The following is a 14,930-nucleotide window of genomic DNA, read 5'->3' on the forward strand; positions in this document are numbered from 1 at the left end:
AATCGCTCACTCTAAGAGGATGACACATATGCGAACTTTTGATTTTGCACCGCTTTACCGCTCGACCGTCGGCTTTGACCAGATTGCTGACATGATGGACCGGGTTCTGACCAACGACCACGCGCAGAACAGCTATCCGCCCTACAACATCGAGAAAACCGACGACGATGCCTATCGCATCTCGATTGCCGTCGCTGGCTTCTCGGATCAAGATCTTTCGGTGGAAGTGCGCGAAAAAGCGTTGATCGTCTCGGCGCGCAAGGCAGACGAAGACAGCAACCGCAGCTATCTGCACCGCGGCATCGCCACCCGCGCATTTGAACGCCGGTTCCATCTGGCGGATCATGTGGTCGTGACAGGCGCGTCCCATGCTGATGGTATGCTGCATATTGACCTGCAACGCGAAGTGCCCGAAGCACTGAAACCCCGCCAGATCGAGATTTCGGCGGCGACCAAGTCGATTGGCAAGGATGTCGTTGACGCAAAGTCGGTGAACTAAACCAAGCCTGACACTGATGCTTTTGGCCCGTGCGCATTTGCGTGCGGGCCTTTTTGTTGGCGGGTTTCTTCGGCGGGGCGGGCCGCCGTTATCTGAAAGCAGATGTTGATTTGACTGGCCATTTGAGTTCCGGTGCCGCGGATACAGATCAACACTGCCGCGGACATCAGGGCCGCACCGGACGCGCGAATGGACCCAAGCGACGGCACGTCAACGTTAGCTTCCACGACGGTTTAGGCGAACATGTCCCCAAAAGCTGAGGCCGTTTCAAAGTTCTGGTCATGACCACCCCGAAACCTACGTATGATAGAGTGCATCGGGGCCACACCCGTAAGCCGTGAGTAACGTGATGACAACAATCGCCCATATTTCGCCAGTTTTCGATATATAGTTGTCTCGGTAAAAGGCTTAGAGCAGCCAGGAAGAAAAAACCCGACAGCCATAGCGGGAATGCCCTATAAAGCCTTGGTGAAGGACGGTGTGTGTTGAACAAGTACAAGAGTTATCTTGCATCAAAGGCCTATATTTTGCTGACCGCGCTTGCCCTGGGCAGCGTTGTTGGCATCGGATATTCCGTCATCACGTTGGACCGGGACAACCATTTGGCAACCGTGCGCCGTGATCTGGAACAAGATCTTTACACCGCGACAGATCAGATCCAATTGCGCTTTTTCGAGGCAATTTTGGTGGCCAAGCATATCGAAAATCTCCTGACCGCTTCAAAAGAAGTGAACGAGGCACAGATTTCCCGCTTTGTGGCTGACCTGCAATTGCACAACCCGGGTGTCCGGGCCGTGGCGCTTGCCCCCGGATTGGTCGTGACACACAGTTTTCCGATCACAGGCAATCAGAAAACGATTGGCCTGAAATATTGGCAAGTGCCCGAACAGATGGCCAGTGTGGCACAGGCCTATCGTCGGCAAAGCCCGATCGTCGATGGCCCCGTGCCGCTGATACAAGGGGGCGCGGGCTATATCCTGCGCTATCCTGTCTTTTTGCCCAACCCGTCGACCAACGTGGAACAATTCTGGGGCATCATTTCGATCGTCATCTCAGCAGACGGACTTCTCAGCGCGCAGCGACACGATTTCAGCGATGCCGAGCAGTACAGCTTCAGCCTGCGCGAGATCCAGGCGTCGTCCCCCCTGGCTAACGATGTGCCGGACGATGCTGGACCGCTGAACGCGCGACCGGTGACGACGGAATTCGAAATGCTGGGCAGCACATGGCGGGCAACCGTCCGTCCCACGGCAGGATGGCCGTCCTACTCTCCGCAAAGCCCCTACCTGCTGGCCTTCGTGCTTGTTCTGGCGGTTATTCTGGTCGGCGTGTTGCTGATCATCCGCAGTTTCGCAGCGGAAAAGGAAAGCGCGCGCGCGCTCTTGGCCGAGTCCATTGGCTGCCTCAACGAAGGCTTCATCGCATTTGACGACGACGAGCGGTTGATGTTGGTGAACGAGAAATATCTCGAATACTACCCCGAGATCGGCCCCCTGATCCAACCCGGAATGACGATAAAGGAGTTGCTGGCTCATTCGGTCAAGAACCAGCCGGACGCAACCACTGTCGAAGACGAAAACACATGGATTGCCGAGCGGCTCGAGCGGTTCCGAAATCCGGGCGTATCCTTTCTGGAGGCGGCTGCCGACAATCGCTGGCTGAAAGTGACCGAAGCCAAAACACCGCACGGCTATACGGTGGGCATTTCAACCGACGTGACCGCCGAGCAGCGCGCCTTGAAGGCTGCAGAAGCGGCGGACCGCGAAAAAACGGAGTTCCTCAACAATGTCTCACACGAATTGCGCACCCCGCTGACCGTGATTTCAGGGCGCGCATCCTTTCTGCGCAACAGCGAAAGATTGCCCCAGTCCAAAAGCCTCGCCGCCGCCTTGGAGAATGCCACGCCTGCCGATGGCGCGGTGACCACGGCAGTCACCAGCTTTCAGCGGTTCGTATCGGAGCAGAGTGCAGGCATCGAGAATTCCGCAAAGCACATGCTGCGTCTGGTCGAGGATTTGCTGGACTGGACACGGGTTGCGCGGGGTCAGCTCGAACTGGACCTTGCGCGGATCGAGGTCACTGACCTTGGCAGAACTGTCGTCGAGGATCTGCGTCCCGATGCCGAGGCCAAGGGGCTGACACTGACCTATTCCCAAGACGGCCCGGCGGAAGCAATGGCCGACACCATCAGGCTGAAACAAATTCTGTACAACCTGATCTCGAACGCCATCAAGTTCACCGACACAGGCAACATTCATCTTTCGATCGAGCAGTTGGGCGACCAGATTGTGTTCAGCGTGGCAGACACCGGATGCGGCATCGCGCAAGACGATCTGGAACGGGTGTTCCAACGGTTCCAGCAGGTCGACGGGTCGATGTCACGCCAGAAGGGCGGTCTGGGCCTGGGGCTGGCCATCGCCGAGCAACTGGCCGTGCTGCACGGCGGCGCCCTCTCTTTGGAAAGCGAACTGGGCAAAGGCAGCACGTTCCGCCTGACCCTGACGCGGGCAGAAGCGGCCTTTCAGCGGACCGGGTAACGATCCGGTTGGTGTGGGAAAAGCCAAGCTTCTATCGCCCGCTCCCTTCACCCGGAACGGAAGAGGCAGTGCCTGCGAAAGGAAATGGGCGCTGATTGCCTTCGGGGCCATATTGGCAAGATGCTGTTGAATTCTGCAATAAACTGACCCAGCTTTCCGTGAGTGGGAATTTATGATCACGACGCACCTTATGGGCTTGATATTGCCCGCAATCCCGGTCGAGATGATCTGTGCTGGCGCCAGGGTCGTTCTGCCGGAATTGGCATAGGGGAATGCACATCACGTTGGTGTCAGCTGTGGCGCAGCCAGAGGGTAAAGATATGCGGATCGCGAGTTACAATATCCGCAAAGCCGTAGGGCTCGATTGGCGGCGTGATCCGGAACGGATTGTTGATGTGCTGGCCGAAATCGACGCGGATGTCATCGTTTTGCAAGAAGCGGACAAACGTGTCGGCACACGTGCGGGTGTGTTGCCGCTGGACCATTTGGAAACCGAACTTGGCTACATCATGGCGGATGTCTCGCTGCGCCCGCTAAGCCATGGATGGCACGGCAACGCTATACTCTTGCGCTCGGACTTTGCCGATCATGTGCCCGCGCGGATCGAGTTGCCTGTGCTGGAACCCCGAGGCGCGGTATCCGTCCTGTTGGAGCAGCCGCACATCGAAGTGATCGGTGTTCACCTTGGCCTTACACCCGGCATGCGGCGCAAACAGATGCTGGCCCTGCAAAAGGTCGTGGATGAGCGCGAACATCCCGTTCTGCTGGCGGGCGATTTCAATGAATGGAATTCCGCGCAGCTTCCGTTCGTGGACCCTGTAACCGTGGTCTCTCCGGGGCCCAGCTTTCACGCAAGCCGCCCGACGGCCACGCTTGACCGATTTGTGCTTGGTCAAGGGCTGCGCGCTGTGTCCTCGCATGTGCATCATTCGTCCTTGGCAAAACGTGCCTCTGATCACCTGCCCATCGTCATCGACCTTGCCTTTGCGGAGACCGCATAATGACGACCTTCCTCCTGACCCTTCATGGGTTCATCGTCATTGGATTTACGCTGCGCATCTTGCTGCGGGAAAATCTTTCCCCGCAGGCGCGGTTGGCGTGGTTCATTATCCTTGCGGTGCTGCCATATATCGGCAGCGCCATCTATTTTCTCTTTGGAGAAGTGGACATCGGGAACCACGCGAACGCGCGCCACGCAGAGGTTTTTGCGCAAATCCGCGCCAAGGGGTCCCATCTCATGGGGGTGCAGGATGACACAGAGCGGCTGATTGAGCCGCTTTACAAGCCTGCGTTTCGCTATGCGGCCTCGATCAACGGTTTTCACGTTGTTGGGTCAAACCGTGCGGAGCTGATGGCCGACGCCGCCGCTACGAATGCGCGCCTCATCGCCGATATCGACGCCGCGCAAAGCCATGTTCACGTGCTTTATTACATCTGGCTGGGCGATCGCACAGGAACGGATATCGCACAGGCCCTGATCCGCGCCGCAGCGCGCGGGGTCACCTGCCGCGCGATGGCAGACGGTTTGGGGTCGCGCGCCCTGATCAAGTCGCCCCTCTGGCAACAAATGAAAGATGCAGGGGTTCAGATGGCCGTGGCCCTGCCGCTGGACAACCTCATACGCACGATGCTGAAAAGTCGCGTTGATTTGCGCAACCACCGAAAGATCACTGTCATAGACAGCAAGATAACCTATTGCGGCAGCCGGAATTCGGCCGATCCCGAATTTCGTGTCAAAGCCAAATACGCGCCTTGGGTCGATATCATGCTGCGGTTTGAAGGGGCCGTTGTCGCACAAAACGAACTATTGTTCCTGAGCGACTGGATGCAGGCTACCGGAGAAAATATCGACGGGTTCACCCTGACTGCGACCCCGGTCGCGGACGGGTTCCCCGCGCAGGTGATGGGCGATGGACCGACCGAGCGTCGCGGTGCCACACCTCAGCTCTTTTCGTCCCTCATTGCATGTGCGCAGGACACTCTGACGCTCTCCACCCCGTATTTCGTTCCAGACGCGACCGTTCTGGAAGCCTTGTGTTCCGCCGCGCACCGCGGCGTCGCGGTAAAGCTGATTTTTCCCAAGGTGAACGATAGCTGGATCGTCGCGGCTGCGAGCCGCAGCTATTACAGCAAGCTGCTGTCTGCGGGATGCGAGATCCATGAATTCAAGGGCGGCCTGTTACATGCAAAGACGCTGACACTGGACGGCAAGGTCACAATGATCGGGTCATCGAACCTAGATCTGCGCAGCTTTGACCTGAACTATGAAAACAACATCCTTTTGCAGGATCTTAACGTGACCCTTGCAGTGCGCGAACGTCAACAGGACTATATTGTCCGATCCGATCCCATAACCCTCGATTTGGTGTCCGCATGGCCGAAATCCAAACGCATCTGGTACAACGTGATCGCCACGATTGGCCCCGTCCTTTAGCCGACGCAAATTTACCGGATGAGGTATCCCGCAAGTCAACGAAGTGAACGGACAACTGCGCCGGACCTCGGCCTTTGACACGCGATGCCGCACCACGGGACGGAAACCCAAATCCCCGAAGCGCCCGGGGCAAACCGCATGTCCGATGTGTGAAGCTTTTCGGGCAGTGCCTCGCGGCACATGATTTTGATCACCAGATTTCGGAAAACCAAAAGCGCACCGAGGAATGGTGGCGGAGACGAAGGGATTCGAACCCTCGAGACCCTTCCGGGCCTACTCCCTTAGCAGGGGAATTGACGCATCGGTAATTTCTCTTAAATATCAAGCGATTGCGCGGGGTGTGTGAAATGACTGCACGGATTTTGCACAATCTGGCATTTTATCCTTGGTTGTCAAAACCTTATAAGGTTTACCTCACCCAAGGGGCGGCTCATGCCGCCCCTTTGATATAATCCTCAACGTCAATCTGATCGGGATCGCTCAGCGGTGCGGCGGGCTTGACGCTTAGGCCCAAGATGCGGGCGATCTCATCCGGCTTGAGGTATCCCGCGAGCATTGCCGCCGCCTCATCGGGCTCAACGGTATTCGGGATCATGGGCAGCTTGCAATCGGCGCAATGGATGTGCAGCACCGGCTTGCCCCATGCGTTAGACCCGCACCCAACGCAGGTGAATTTTGCCCGCGTTGATGGCTTGGCCTCTTTTGGTGGCGGTGTGGTGTCGATGCTCAGCCAAGGGATCATAAAGCCATCCTCAAGCAACTCGGCAAGCGCCGCCTCAAAGGGCCCGCCGGGCTCAATGTAATCGGCCATTTGCTGCCCTGTACGCTTGCCGCCCGGCTTGCCGGTGTTGGACGGTGTGAGGCCGATCTTGTCCATCATCGCGCCCCATTCTTTGTTGTGGTATCCGTTGCGGCTTGGCTCGCCAAAATGGTGCTGTTCAAGGTGGCACATTTCGTGCGCGAGCGTTTGCATGTTCTCTTGCAGGCCCGCCGCCATCATCTGATTAGGGTTGATGGCGATCTCATCGGCGGCATAGCCCTCAACCTTTTGGCTTTGCCAGATTTCCGCATGGAAGTGCCCGCATCTTGTCGATTTGGCGCGCTGCATGACGAAAAGGCACGGCATCAACCGGCCATCAAAAAGGCGCTCATTGAAAAAGTTATAGGCGGTTTCAAGTGCGCCGTAGGTTTCGGCGGTGGGTGTTGCTGGCAGGTTGTGGCCGGTGCTGGTCATGAGGTGCGATCCTTGTCTTGAGGGTGAGCGCCTGGCGCTAAGGCTGGGCGGCAGGATTAGGCGTCTGGGCGGCGCTTGAGCTTGGCGCTCCGATACTCAAGGAATTCGGCGGCCATCGTGCGGATGGTGTCGCCTTTGATTTCCCCGGCGTTGATCGCGCCATTCCACGCTCTGACAAGGCCAGCTGGCCACTCGTTCACGTCGGTAGGCAGGAAGCATCCGATTGCGATCTCTATGGCGCGTCTTTGCGGGAGGTTTTGAACGCTGCTGACTTTGGCGAGGGTGTTGATCTTTCTCATCGTCTTATCCTTTGCGGTGGCGGGCGCTGCGCCCTGTTACTGCATCCTTATTTTCACCTTTAAAGGTGAAGGTCAACTAAATTGTTTTGCACAATACAAAAAAGATGCGGGCGCAAGTGCGCCCTGGTTCTCATATTCCGGGTGGCTCACGCCCGGCGCGAAAGGAAAATAGGTGTCTGATACACAAAACGCGGATGAGCAAATCCTTGCGATCCTCGCCAAGCTGCAAGAAACCTTGGGTGATGATTTCTCAAAGCTTGAGGCGGCTGAGCTTGAGGATGTGCGCGCAATTCTCAAGTATGGAAAGACGCTGATTGAGATCGCCAAGTATGAGGAAGCCAAGGGGCTTTTCTGGGCGCACTGGCGCGGCTTGATCCTCGGCGCGGGCGCGATCCTGTCGGTTTTGGTGCTTTTCTGGAACAACATTGAGCGGCTTGCGCGCGCAGTGGGGAAGGTGCTGCAATGATGCGCCATCCATGCCGCCCCAAGATGCGGAAACGTGAACGCGCAAGCGCCCTGATCATCCTGGCTTGCTTGGCTGGTCTGACCTTGCCGCGATGGCTGGGGCAGTCTGAGCGCCCGGCTGAGGTGCGCGTTGAGGCTTGCGCCGCTGTGGTGGTTGGCAATGTGCCTGCCGCCACATCCTTTGCGGTTGCGCGTGCCGCGTGCCTGCGCCAAAATCCCGGCAACTAAAGGGGGGAAATCGTGAGAAAATTTCTGATGTTGGCGTTGGTGGCGGGGTGTTCCCAAATGACGGATTATTACCCCGATGCTCAGACGGTAGAGATCGCAGGACGCTCGTTTTTCGTGACGCCCCGCCCGGCCAATGGTCCGGGCGTGTATCTTGCCGGGCCGAATGATCCTAAGGGCGGTGAGGTTTTCCTTGCGTCCAATATGACGCTGCCGGTTGCAAATGTCGCTGCGATTGAGGCGGTCACCGGATGCCCCGTGCTGCGCGAGACAGTCCGAAATTTGAATGTCGGCACCACATATGCGGCAGTTTCGTGCCCTTGATCTGAAAAGGCCCCGGCGCTGATCTCGCTGGGGCCTTTCTGAATGTGGTTTAGATTGCTGTTTCCTGTTCTGACTTCGCAAAGCGGCGGTGTGATGCGGCCTTGCGGGTCATGTTCTCAATGTCCCTCTGATCCATTGCGCCGATGCCGCGCGGGTTGTTGTGTGCGGGGTGTTTGGCAACCGCCGCCTCAAGGTGTTCGGCGGCTTCGATCCAGCTCAGGGCTTTTTCGGCTTTTGCGGCGGCGGTGCGGTGTTGTGCCGTGTTCATCTTAAGCCGCCGCCTTCGCAGCGTCATAGAGGGCGTGACCGGGCATCAGGCGGATGCAATCAGCCTCAAAGTAATCCTCGCGGCTGTCGCTGTTGTTCTCGATTGTCAGCGCTTCGCGGAAACCGGCGGGAAAGGTGCCCTTTTTGCAGCGCACTTTAATCAGCTCGGCGGGCACGCCCGAGATCCAAGGGCCTGCGCTGATCTGGATGCCTGCGCGCGTGCCGTTCACGGTGAGGAATTTTGCGGAAAGTGTGATGCGGTTTTTCATGTTGTGATCCTAAGGTTTGCCGGGCGGTGTGCCCTGTCTCTGCAATCCTTTTCTCACACTTAAAGGTGACATGCAACATTAAAAGGTGATAACCGCGCAAATAGATGCGCGGCTAAATTGGGCGGGGCTTGGCGGTTTTAGGCTGCTATCTGCGCCCGGCTGGCAATGGCGTGCGCAGACCACTGAGCGGCCATCGCGGCAGCTACGCCGGGGAAAAAGCGGCTGCGCTCTTTCCATCTGTCTTTTGTGGGGCTTGCGTTGTGGACGGTGCTGCGTGCTGTCGATCCGTCAAGGGTGCCCGTTGCGGTGAGCTTGGGGAGGTTGCGCAGCCAAAGGCATGTGCGCTTTTTTTCGTTGTCTGGTCCCGCCTCATCGGTGGCGTATTGCCAAGGCTGAAAGCTCTGAGCGTGCTTTTGAAAGTTTTTGATCCGTGCCTTGGCGTGCTTGTGCATCACCGGGTTTTCAACGGCAACGTGGGGAATGTGTGGCACGTTCCAGCAATCTGAAAAGAGCGCCGCGCCCTCATCCAGTTCCCGCCACATAAAATTAAGGCGCTCGGCGTGGGTCCAGCCATCGTATGCTTCGGGGTAGCTGGGTTGCCTCTTTTTGGGCGGACTGGTGAGCCAGCGCACGCCGCTGTTGCAAAGGCGAGTGCAGGGCGGGTGCATCACGGCCAGAATGTCCCATTCTTGCCAGTTCATCACCTCGCGCACATCGCCTATGATGTGCCGGTTTGTCGGGGTTTCGGCTGCCAAAAGGTCGCAGGACCATGCGTCGTGCCCAAGGGCGGCAAAGGCGTCCCTCACAACGCCAGACTGTTCGCAGCCTATTAAAACCTTCAATTCCATTGCATCGCTTTCTTTCGTCGTTGATCCTGAATTGCGGTCAGGATCACACATTAAAAGGTGATTTGCAACACTTAAAGGTGAAGCGGCGGCAGGTAAACGCCGCCGCCGGTATCAATTGGCAATGCCGATCAGCTCAAGCGCGCTATCGGTCGCAGTCTGGGCAATGGCTTCAAGTGTTGCGGCCTGATCTGCAAGCGCCTCGCTGTTCGGGCTGAGCTGATCGGCCTCGCTCATCTGGTCATAGAGCGCCCTAAGGTGGGCCGCTCTAGCTTTCAGGTTTCCCGCAACGCCTGCAAGGGCGCGAGCGTCGGCGGTGATCTGCAACTTGATCCCGGCAATCATGCTTGTGCGCTTTCGATGCTCTCAAGGTATTCGCCATCATCAAGCGGCGGCTCGGCAGATGATCCGCCGCTTTCGTCACCGCCCTCACATGGCTTGGGTGCGTCCTGGTCTTTGAACCCAAGAGCGCGCCCAAGATCGGAGAACATGGCGTGAGCGTTCACGGGGCGATCACATCGCCACACGCCCGCGCGCCAGATGGCGCGCGCGACCACGCGCAGCGCACGCCCCTCATGCACCGCGTCTGATGTGGTTTGCAGGCCCGCGCCAAACATTGCCTTGCACCGGCTCTGAGCGGATTGCATGACCCGTTCCTTTGCTGCCGCCTCGCTTGGGAAATCTTGCCCGACCATAACGCCCGCCGCGCCCGGTAGGTATGACATCCCAAGCCATCGCCCGGCGTCCTTTGATGTGTTGATTGCGCCGATGATGGTGCGACCAAGAAAAAGATGCCTGCCGATCCATACCGGGCCGTTCATGGCCGCGCCTCTCGTTTTGCCTTGGCGGCATCGCGCCGCTTCATGTTCTGGCGGTGCGTGACAAGCTCAAGGTGATCCTCTCGAATGCAAAGGCGCGTTAGGCAAAGGTGATCCAGTTGCTTGCATGGCGGGATCGGCCCGTTTTCGTTGATCCAGTTTGCGCGGTGTGTCGCCATCGTGCCCCCGTCAAGATTGATCCGGGGATAGCCGCCGCCTCGGCCCTCACCTGACGTGCCGCCGGTCCAGATGTGGCACCCTGTTTTGATTTCGCCTGTTGCCGGACAAATGTAGTCCGGCTCAATGATGGTCTTTGCCGCGATCTTGGCGCGTATCCTGTCTCGCCGGTTCATTTCTCTCATTCCTTCTCGGGTTCAATTAACCTTTTAGGGTTAAAGCTAGGCGTGCGTATTCTCAGAACGTGCAGCGCTTGTGCGCCTGTGCGCTTGGATTTCCGCCCGCTTCGATGCAGCGCATGGCTGTGCGGTGGGTTGTGAGGGTCATGGTGATTGCGGTGATGAATACAAGCAAGCTGATCAGCGCGATCAGCTTTTGCTCTGCGGTGAATTTGTCTCTCATTTTTCGATCCTTTTTTAGCGCACAATGCGCAGAGGTGATTGTTGCAGGGCGTCCAAGCGCCCGGCGGTGCGGTAATCCCATCCGTGCGCGAGCAATCGCTCTGCGAGGTCGTCCGGGGCGATCTTGCGGTAAATGTTGGCGACATCGGCCTTTGACCAGCCGCCCAAATCCAAGAGCGCCCCAAAGTCGCGATTTTGGGCGTAATGCCACGTTGCCCAAGTGTGCCGGATGGTGTGCGGCGTCACGTCTGGCCCAAGTTCGGCGGCATCGCGCGCATTATTAAAGCCGCGCCTGATCTGCCCGCCGGTGTTGTCTTTGATGGCGTATGGCAGGCCCTTGTTGGTCGTGAACGCTGTGCCCATTTCCGGCAGCTCGCGGGTTTCGATCATTTCAACCGCGCGCCCTGGCAGGCGCACCATGCGCGGTGCGCCATTCTTTGTGTCGGTCAAGAGCGCCTGCCCTTGTGCGAGGTATAGCGTAGAGGTTTGCAGGGTGAGCGTTTCGCGCACGCGCGCGCCGGTGCCGATCATAAAGCCGATGATCGGCACCAGATGTGCATCAAGCTTTGCGGCCAGTGTCTCAAATTCCTCTGGCGTGAGCCATCGCGTCTTTTTGTCGCTCACGCGGCGGCGGCGCAGCTTGCGCCATTCGCAAAGGCCGTCCTCTGCGGCCATCGTGAGGATCGCGGAAATCGGCGTGATGAGCTGCCGGTTGATTGTGGCGGGCTTGGCCCCGGCGTAGAGCTTTGCGGCGGCTTGGTTAACTGCCGCATTGTCAATCTCTGCAAGGCGGGTGTCGCGGCCAAAGTGCTTGAGGATGGGTGCGAGGAATCGGGTTTCGCCGCCGGTGTTCATGTAGTTCAAGGCGGCTTCGGCAAAGGTTACTGTCGCGCGTCGGCCAAGCGATGCACGTTCGAGGATTTGCGCCTCTGTCCTGATCCTGATGTTTTCCGCCGCTTGGTGGTCGCTTGTGCCAGTGCTTGTGTAAATATTTGATCCGGCAACATTGCCTCTGAGGTAATAGTTTCCCGTACCATTTCTGCGGATGAGTTTGAGGGGCATGTTTGAAATCCTTCAAAAAAGGCGGCGGCAAGGTGTTCCCGCCGGTATAGAATGCGTGCTTTTCCCGAAACTTTAAGCCAAGTCAGCTTGCCGGATTTTCGGGCTTGATCAAGGCCGCTGCGGCTGGTGTGAATGCCTTGGCTTTTCAGCCATGCAATCGCTTGATCGGTGTTGAGGTTTTCGGCCTCTTGCAAGGCGCTCATTTCGTTCATCGCTTTGCCTCGCGCCCGATCATGTAACCGGCAAAAATGAGGAAAGCGATTAGCAGGCTCACGCCGCCGCCTGAGCCGTTAATGAGCAAAGTCAGGGGTTCTACTTGACCGCTGATCTCGCTGGCGTGCGTCGTTGTAAACTGGGTTGGCATGTTGATCACCTCGGCTATTCTTCGAGGGTTTAGACCACATTTAAAGGTGATAGTCAAATAAAAAGGGGTTGCTGAAAATCGGTCAAAATTGAGGCGCTCAGGGTTGACCGCTCGGGGTTCCCGCACTAGTAGTGAGGGGGATTTCACACTATAGGGTTGAGGGCATATTAAAATGATGGAAATGCGCGGTCAGGTTGATGATGACCCAAGGGCACCTAGCGGTGCTAGTTGTGATTTGGTGGGGGTGGTCGATGCGTTATCAACCGGCAAGAGGGAGGGGGAGATTAATGCCCTCTGTGATCGCTTGGAATTGTTTTGCGGCCTGCGCAAGAGTGAGCGCGGCGATCCTGGACGTGGCGTTTGATGTGGGCGGCGCTTTGTGCCGCCCTATCGCAGTTCTTTAGGGGTGCTTTGCTTTGAGCCCTTATTCCGCCCCCTCAATCTTGCGCGCAGTTTCGCTTTCAAGGAATTTTTGCAAATCATCATCGCTCATTCTGAGCAATATTTTTGCGAGGCGTATCCTTGCTGGAGTAATTTGCCGCTCTGTTGTTATCATCGCAAGGGGCACGTCAAGAACGTCGCAGATTGCCTGCATGTTCGCAAAGCTAATCATGGTTTCGCCTCTGAGGTACTTGCCTAACACGTTGACGCTCAACCCGGCTCTTGTGGAAACCTCGGACGCGCTGAGGTCGCTAAGAGCTACCGCGATTTTCATATTGGTTCGGGCGTTTTGAATTTTGCGCTCAGTTTGTTCATTGATCATCGGTGGTCCCATTCAATTTTGGCGCTGTTCGCTTGGTGGTTGATCCGCCATAGCTGCACCCATTAATTTAACACTAAAAGGGGATTGCTGCAATGCAAAGTATGGAATTCCCCACCTTAGGTGCGCTTCCCCTCTTGATTTAACCCTAAAAGGTGATATCAAGCTATTAGTGTTAAAAAATGAGGTTAAGACGTGTCCCAAGTTATCCATATTTGCGAAATCCCGCCTACCGATACCTTCCGTGCCTGGGTCCTTGAGGCCCTTGAGTTGGTTGAGGTGAAGCCTGCAAGCGTATCGCGCTCTATCGGCGCGGGTGTCAATTCGGTTGGCGTATTCTTGCGCGATCCGGCTCGTGGCATTACCCTTTCACTTGCCGTCGATATTGAGCGCCATCTTCGCCAAGCCGCCGCCGATCAGGGCAAAGAGTTGCCTGAGATCACATCGCGCGAGGCTGAATAGATGGCTGAGCTGATCTTGAAAGTCGGTGAGCAAGAGCTACGCCAAATCGAACATATTGCACAAAGCGCGAGCGATGCGGCGGGCGGCACTTCCCCGATTTCGGTCGACCAAATGGCGCTCGCGTTGCTGCAAGCTCATTTGATCCTCATCCGTGATTGCGGCGGCGTTCTGCCCGATGATGTGCGCAAGCCTGCGCATGGGGCTGAGGTAGCGCCTCAGCCCGTCAAGATTGTGGGAAAGGGCGGCGTGAGCTTGTCGGGTGGTATCAGTGAGAATTATTGATTCTGACATCACCGGCCCTGATGGCAAGCGCCTCATGCCTCGCCGCCATCGCCCGCTTGATCCTGCGTGCCCGATACATCTGCGGCGCGTCTGTGGCACCTGCACGGGCTTCCCTGCCGGTGTTGCGATCCGCGAGATGGCGCAGCCTTGCGCGCGGCTGGGCATCGTCGTGAACGGCTTACGTTGCGCCGCTCATTGCAAGTTGTGGGTGCGAAAAGGCTAGATCGCTGCCCCGTTGACACATCTCTCCTAAAGTAAGGAATATCTTATGGGAAAACTTCTATCTTCGATTTCAATCTTGACTATCTCTCTGGTGATCGCTGCGGTGATCGGATGGATTCTCAACATAGGCAAGTTGGTTGGTGGCTTGTCTTTCGGGCTTGAGCAGGCGGGGTCGATTGAGCTCTTGCGTGGCTTTGGCATCATTGTCCCGCCGCTTGGTGCTGTGTTGGGGTGGTTCTGATGGCTGGTTCACTTAACAAGGTCATGCTGATCGGCCATCTGGGCCGCGATCCTGAGGTGAGGTCATTCCAGAGCGGCGGTAAGGTTTGCAATCTGCGCCTTGCAACCTCGGAAAGCTGGAAGGATCGCAACACCGGCGAGCGCCGCGAAAAGACGGAATGGCATTCAATTGCGATCTTCCAAGAGGGCCTTGTTCGCATCGCTGAGCAATATCTCAAAAAGGGCTCGCTCATCATGGTTGAGGGCCAGTTGCAAACGCGCAAGTGGCAAGATCAATCCGGCGCTGATCGCTATTCGACTGAGGTGGTTTTGCAGGGCTTCAATGGCAGTTTGCAAATGTTGGATAAGCGCGGCAGCGATGGCGGCGGCTCATCCGGCGGAAGCTCAGGCGGCGGTGATGATCGCGGTCCAGGCTATGGCGGCGGGGGTTCAGCGGGTGGCTCTGGCGGCTCGCGTAATCTCGATGATGAAATTCCGTTTTGAGGGTGGCACCCTCTCAACCTGACTGTGTGAAAGGAAATCAAATGTCAGTCACAGATACAAAATTCAATCCGTCCGGTGACCCGGCAATCCATGCGATCAAGACAAAAGCCAATGAGCTTACGGCGGAGATCGAAAACTTGCCGCCTAGCCGCCGCCGCGCGGTTGCGCTCACGCAACTTGAAACCGCCTCAATGTGGGCCGTGAAGGCTGCGGCCTGCGGCGACGATTAACCAACCTGCCGGGCGCAGATGCACCGCGCCC

Annotated in this window: 24 protein-coding genes; 11 read left to right on the forward strand and 13 right to left on the reverse strand. The window is 57.3% G+C overall.

Features of this window, described 5'->3' with window-relative positions; genetic code table 11:
- The first annotated feature begins 28 nt into the window (after positions 1 to 28).
- The 4 genes from BUC08_RS19570 (at position 29) to cls (ending at position 5,470) form a co-directional block, all read left to right on the forward strand.
- Positions 29 to 499, forward strand: a complete 471-nt coding sequence (locus tag BUC08_RS19570; RefSeq protein ID WP_037930575.1) for an Hsp20 family protein — start codon at positions 29 to 31, stop codon at positions 497 to 499.
- Positions 500 to 981: 482 nt separating this feature from the next.
- Positions 982 to 3,036 (forward strand): ATP-binding protein, encoded by a 2,055-nt coding sequence (locus BUC08_RS19575; protein ID WP_037930578.1) that lies wholly within the window; start codon positions 982 to 984, stop codon positions 3,034 to 3,036.
- Positions 3,037 to 3,356: 320 nt separating this feature from the next.
- On the forward strand, positions 3,357 to 4,037 hold the full coding sequence (locus BUC08_RS19580) for an endonuclease/exonuclease/phosphatase family protein (protein WP_037930581.1): 681 nt from the start codon (positions 3,357 to 3,359) through the stop codon (positions 4,035 to 4,037).
- The gene (gene cls / locus BUC08_RS19585; RefSeq protein ID WP_037930585.1) at positions 4,037 to 5,470 is read left to right on the forward strand and encodes a cardiolipin synthase; all 1,434 of its coding nucleotides are present in this window, start codon (positions 4,037 to 4,039) and stop codon (positions 5,468 to 5,470) included. Before BUC08_RS19580 ends, cls begins: the two co-directional genes overlap by 1 nt.
- Positions 5,471 to 5,900: 430 nt before the next feature.
- Here cls and BUC08_RS19590 read toward each other — a convergent pair whose 3' ends face one another.
- On the reverse strand, positions 5,901 to 6,704 hold the full coding sequence (locus tag BUC08_RS19590) for a SprT-like domain-containing protein (RefSeq protein ID WP_051694674.1): 804 nt from the start codon (positions 6,702 to 6,704) through the stop codon (positions 5,901 to 5,903).
- Between the two features lie 56 nt (positions 6,705 to 6,760).
- Positions 6,761 to 7,003, reverse strand: coding sequence for a hypothetical protein (locus tag BUC08_RS19595; RefSeq protein ID WP_037931054.1), 243 nt, complete (start codon positions 7,001 to 7,003; stop codon positions 6,761 to 6,763).
- Between the two features lie 172 nt (positions 7,004 to 7,175).
- On the opposite strand from BUC08_RS19595, the gene BUC08_RS19600 reads away from it, so the two are divergent.
- Together BUC08_RS19600 and BUC08_RS19610 are read left to right on the forward strand one after the other, a co-directional pair.
- Positions 7,176 to 7,469: a hypothetical protein gene (locus BUC08_RS19600; RefSeq protein ID WP_037931057.1), complete on the forward strand. Its 294-nt coding sequence runs from the start codon at positions 7,176 to 7,178 to the stop codon at positions 7,467 to 7,469.
- 239 nt (positions 7,470 to 7,708) lie between these two features.
- A complete protein-coding gene (locus BUC08_RS19610; RefSeq protein ID WP_143186790.1) occupies positions 7,709 to 8,017 on the forward strand; it encodes a hypothetical protein in 309 nt (102 codons plus the stop codon).
- Between the two features lie 49 nt (positions 8,018 to 8,066).
- On the opposite strand, the gene BUC08_RS19615 is transcribed toward BUC08_RS19610, so the two are convergent.
- From BUC08_RS19615 to BUC08_RS19650, 11 genes are all read right to left on the reverse strand, one after another.
- Entirely contained in the window at positions 8,067 to 8,285 is a 219-nt protein-coding gene (locus BUC08_RS19615) for a hypothetical protein (protein ID WP_037931064.1), read from the reverse strand.
- Between the two features lies 1 nt (position 8,286).
- The gene (locus BUC08_RS19620) at positions 8,287 to 8,553 is read right to left on the reverse strand and encodes a hypothetical protein (protein WP_037931066.1); all 267 of its coding nucleotides are present in this window, start codon (positions 8,551 to 8,553) and stop codon (positions 8,287 to 8,289) included.
- A 137-nt stretch (positions 8,554 to 8,690) separates the two neighbouring features.
- Complete coding sequence (locus BUC08_RS19625; protein WP_037931069.1) at positions 8,691 to 9,401, reverse strand: hypothetical protein; 711 nt, start codon at positions 9,399 to 9,401, stop codon at positions 8,691 to 8,693.
- A gap of 111 nt (positions 9,402 to 9,512) precedes the next feature.
- Positions 9,513 to 9,743 (reverse strand): hypothetical protein, encoded by a 231-nt coding sequence (locus BUC08_RS19630; protein WP_037931073.1) that lies wholly within the window; start codon positions 9,741 to 9,743, stop codon positions 9,513 to 9,515.
- On the reverse strand, positions 9,740 to 10,045 hold the full coding sequence (locus BUC08_RS24405; RefSeq protein ID WP_143186791.1) for a hypothetical protein: 306 nt from the start codon (positions 10,043 to 10,045) through the stop codon (positions 9,740 to 9,742). Before BUC08_RS24405 ends, BUC08_RS19630 begins: the two co-directional genes overlap by 4 nt.
- Before the next feature lie 170 nt (positions 10,046 to 10,215).
- Positions 10,216 to 10,569: an HNH endonuclease signature motif containing protein gene (locus BUC08_RS19640; protein ID WP_037931078.1), complete on the reverse strand. Its 354-nt coding sequence runs from the start codon at positions 10,567 to 10,569 to the stop codon at positions 10,216 to 10,218.
- A 61-nt stretch (positions 10,570 to 10,630) separates the two neighbouring features.
- Positions 10,631 to 10,795, reverse strand: coding sequence for a hypothetical protein (locus BUC08_RS24665; RefSeq protein WP_156024898.1), 165 nt, complete (start codon positions 10,793 to 10,795; stop codon positions 10,631 to 10,633).
- 14 nt (positions 10,796 to 10,809) lie between these two features.
- The gene (locus BUC08_RS19645; protein ID WP_224769830.1) at positions 10,810 to 11,649 is read right to left on the reverse strand and encodes a tyrosine-type recombinase/integrase; all 840 of its coding nucleotides are present in this window, start codon (positions 11,647 to 11,649) and stop codon (positions 10,810 to 10,812) included.
- Positions 11,650 to 11,675: 26 nt separating this feature from the next.
- A complete protein-coding gene (locus BUC08_RS25010) occupies positions 11,676 to 12,068 on the reverse strand; it encodes a hypothetical protein (RefSeq protein WP_224769717.1) in 393 nt (130 codons plus the stop codon).
- The gene (locus BUC08_RS24670; protein ID WP_156024899.1) at positions 12,065 to 12,220 is read right to left on the reverse strand and encodes a hypothetical protein; all 156 of its coding nucleotides are present in this window, start codon (positions 12,218 to 12,220) and stop codon (positions 12,065 to 12,067) included. Before BUC08_RS24670 ends, BUC08_RS25010 begins: the two co-directional genes overlap by 4 nt.
- A gap of 424 nt (positions 12,221 to 12,644) precedes the next feature.
- Positions 12,645 to 12,983 (reverse strand): helix-turn-helix domain-containing protein, encoded by a 339-nt coding sequence (locus BUC08_RS19650; protein ID WP_037931085.1) that lies wholly within the window; start codon positions 12,981 to 12,983, stop codon positions 12,645 to 12,647.
- 192 nt (positions 12,984 to 13,175) lie between these two features.
- Here BUC08_RS19650 and BUC08_RS19655 point away from each other — a divergent pair, with 192 nt between their 5' ends.
- The 5 genes from BUC08_RS19655 (at position 13,176) to BUC08_RS19675 (ending at position 14,899) form a co-directional block, all read left to right on the forward strand.
- Positions 13,176 to 13,442: a hypothetical protein gene (locus BUC08_RS19655; RefSeq protein WP_037931088.1), complete on the forward strand. Its 267-nt coding sequence runs from the start codon at positions 13,176 to 13,178 to the stop codon at positions 13,440 to 13,442.
- Positions 13,443 to 13,724: a hypothetical protein gene (locus BUC08_RS19660; protein ID WP_037931090.1), complete on the forward strand. Its 282-nt coding sequence runs from the start codon at positions 13,443 to 13,445 to the stop codon at positions 13,722 to 13,724.
- 268 nt (positions 13,725 to 13,992) lie between these two features.
- The gene (locus BUC08_RS19665; protein ID WP_037931091.1) at positions 13,993 to 14,187 is read left to right on the forward strand and encodes a hypothetical protein; all 195 of its coding nucleotides are present in this window, start codon (positions 13,993 to 13,995) and stop codon (positions 14,185 to 14,187) included.
- Positions 14,187 to 14,669 carry a single-stranded DNA-binding protein gene (gene ssb, locus BUC08_RS19670; RefSeq protein WP_037931129.1) on the forward strand — a complete coding sequence of 161 codons (483 nt, stop codon included), beginning with the start codon at positions 14,187 to 14,189 and terminating at the stop codon, positions 14,667 to 14,669. The genes BUC08_RS19665 and ssb overlap by 1 nt, the downstream gene beginning before the upstream one ends.
- A 41-nt stretch (positions 14,670 to 14,710) precedes the next feature.
- Positions 14,711 to 14,899: an Acb2/Tad1 domain-containing protein gene (locus tag BUC08_RS19675; RefSeq protein WP_051694675.1), complete on the forward strand. Its 189-nt coding sequence runs from the start codon at positions 14,711 to 14,713 to the stop codon at positions 14,897 to 14,899.
- Positions 14,900 to 14,930: the final 31 nt, after the last annotated feature.

The sequence above is a fragment of the Pseudosulfitobacter pseudonitzschiae genome, assembly GCF_900129395.1.
Taxonomy (GTDB): domain Bacteria; phylum Pseudomonadota; class Alphaproteobacteria; order Rhodobacterales; family Rhodobacteraceae; genus Pseudosulfitobacter; species Pseudosulfitobacter pseudonitzschiae.

What these genes read in the sequence shown, in the direction of transcription:
- BUC08_RS19615 (WP_037931064.1), bottom strand. Translation starts at nt 8,285, where the DNA reads ATGAACACGGCACAACACCGCACCGCCGCCGCAAAAGCCGAAAAAGCC.
- BUC08_RS19650 (WP_037931085.1), bottom strand. Translation starts at nt 12,983, where the DNA reads ATGATCAATGAACAAACTGAGCGCAAAATTCAAAACGCCCGAACCAAT.
- BUC08_RS19595 (WP_037931054.1), bottom strand. Translation starts at nt 7,003, where the DNA reads ATGAGAAAGATCAACACCCTCGCCAAAGTCAGCAGCGTTCAAAACCTC.
- BUC08_RS19580 (WP_037930581.1), top strand. Translation starts at nt 3,357, where the DNA reads ATGCGGATCGCGAGTTACAATATCCGCAAAGCCGTAGGGCTCGATTGG.
- ssb (WP_037931129.1), top strand. Translation starts at nt 14,187, where the DNA reads ATGGCTGGTTCACTTAACAAGGTCATGCTGATCGGCCATCTGGGCCGC.
- BUC08_RS19630 (WP_037931073.1), bottom strand. Translation starts at nt 9,743, where the DNA reads ATGATTGCCGGGATCAAGTTGCAGATCACCGCCGACGCTCGCGCCCTT.
- BUC08_RS24405 (WP_143186791.1), bottom strand. Translation starts at nt 10,045, where the DNA reads ATGCAATCCGCTCAGAGCCGGTGCAAGGCAATGTTTGGCGCGGGCCTG.
- BUC08_RS19640 (WP_037931078.1), bottom strand. Translation starts at nt 10,569, where the DNA reads ATGAACCGGCGAGACAGGATACGCGCCAAGATCGCGGCAAAGACCATC.
- BUC08_RS19625 (WP_037931069.1), bottom strand. Translation starts at nt 9,401, where the DNA reads ATGGAATTGAAGGTTTTAATAGGCTGCGAACAGTCTGGCGTTGTGAGG.
- BUC08_RS19590 (WP_051694674.1), bottom strand. Translation starts at nt 6,704, where the DNA reads ATGACCAGCACCGGCCACAACCTGCCAGCAACACCCACCGCCGAAACC.
- BUC08_RS19620 (WP_037931066.1), bottom strand. Translation starts at nt 8,553, where the DNA reads ATGAAAAACCGCATCACACTTTCCGCAAAATTCCTCACCGTGAACGGC.
- BUC08_RS19660 (WP_037931090.1), top strand. Translation starts at nt 13,443, where the DNA reads ATGGCTGAGCTGATCTTGAAAGTCGGTGAGCAAGAGCTACGCCAAATC.
- BUC08_RS19645 (WP_224769830.1), bottom strand. Translation starts at nt 11,649, where the DNA reads ATGAACACCGGCGGCGAAACCCGATTCCTCGCACCCATCCTCAAGCAC.
- BUC08_RS19665 (WP_037931091.1), top strand. Translation starts at nt 13,993, where the DNA reads ATGGGAAAACTTCTATCTTCGATTTCAATCTTGACTATCTCTCTGGTG.
- BUC08_RS25010 (WP_224769717.1), bottom strand. Translation starts at nt 12,068, where the DNA reads ATGAACGAAATGAGCGCCTTGCAAGAGGCCGAAAACCTCAACACCGAT.
- BUC08_RS19570 (WP_037930575.1), top strand. Translation starts at nt 29, where the DNA reads ATGCGAACTTTTGATTTTGCACCGCTTTACCGCTCGACCGTCGGCTTT.
- BUC08_RS19675 (WP_051694675.1), top strand. Translation starts at nt 14,711, where the DNA reads ATGTCAGTCACAGATACAAAATTCAATCCGTCCGGTGACCCGGCAATC.
- cls (WP_037930585.1), top strand. Translation starts at nt 4,037, where the DNA reads ATGACGACCTTCCTCCTGACCCTTCATGGGTTCATCGTCATTGGATTT.
- BUC08_RS24665 (WP_156024898.1), bottom strand. Translation starts at nt 10,795, where the DNA reads ATGAGAGACAAATTCACCGCAGAGCAAAAGCTGATCGCGCTGATCAGC.
- BUC08_RS24670 (WP_156024899.1), bottom strand. Translation starts at nt 12,220, where the DNA reads ATGCCAACCCAGTTTACAACGACGCACGCCAGCGAGATCAGCGGTCAA.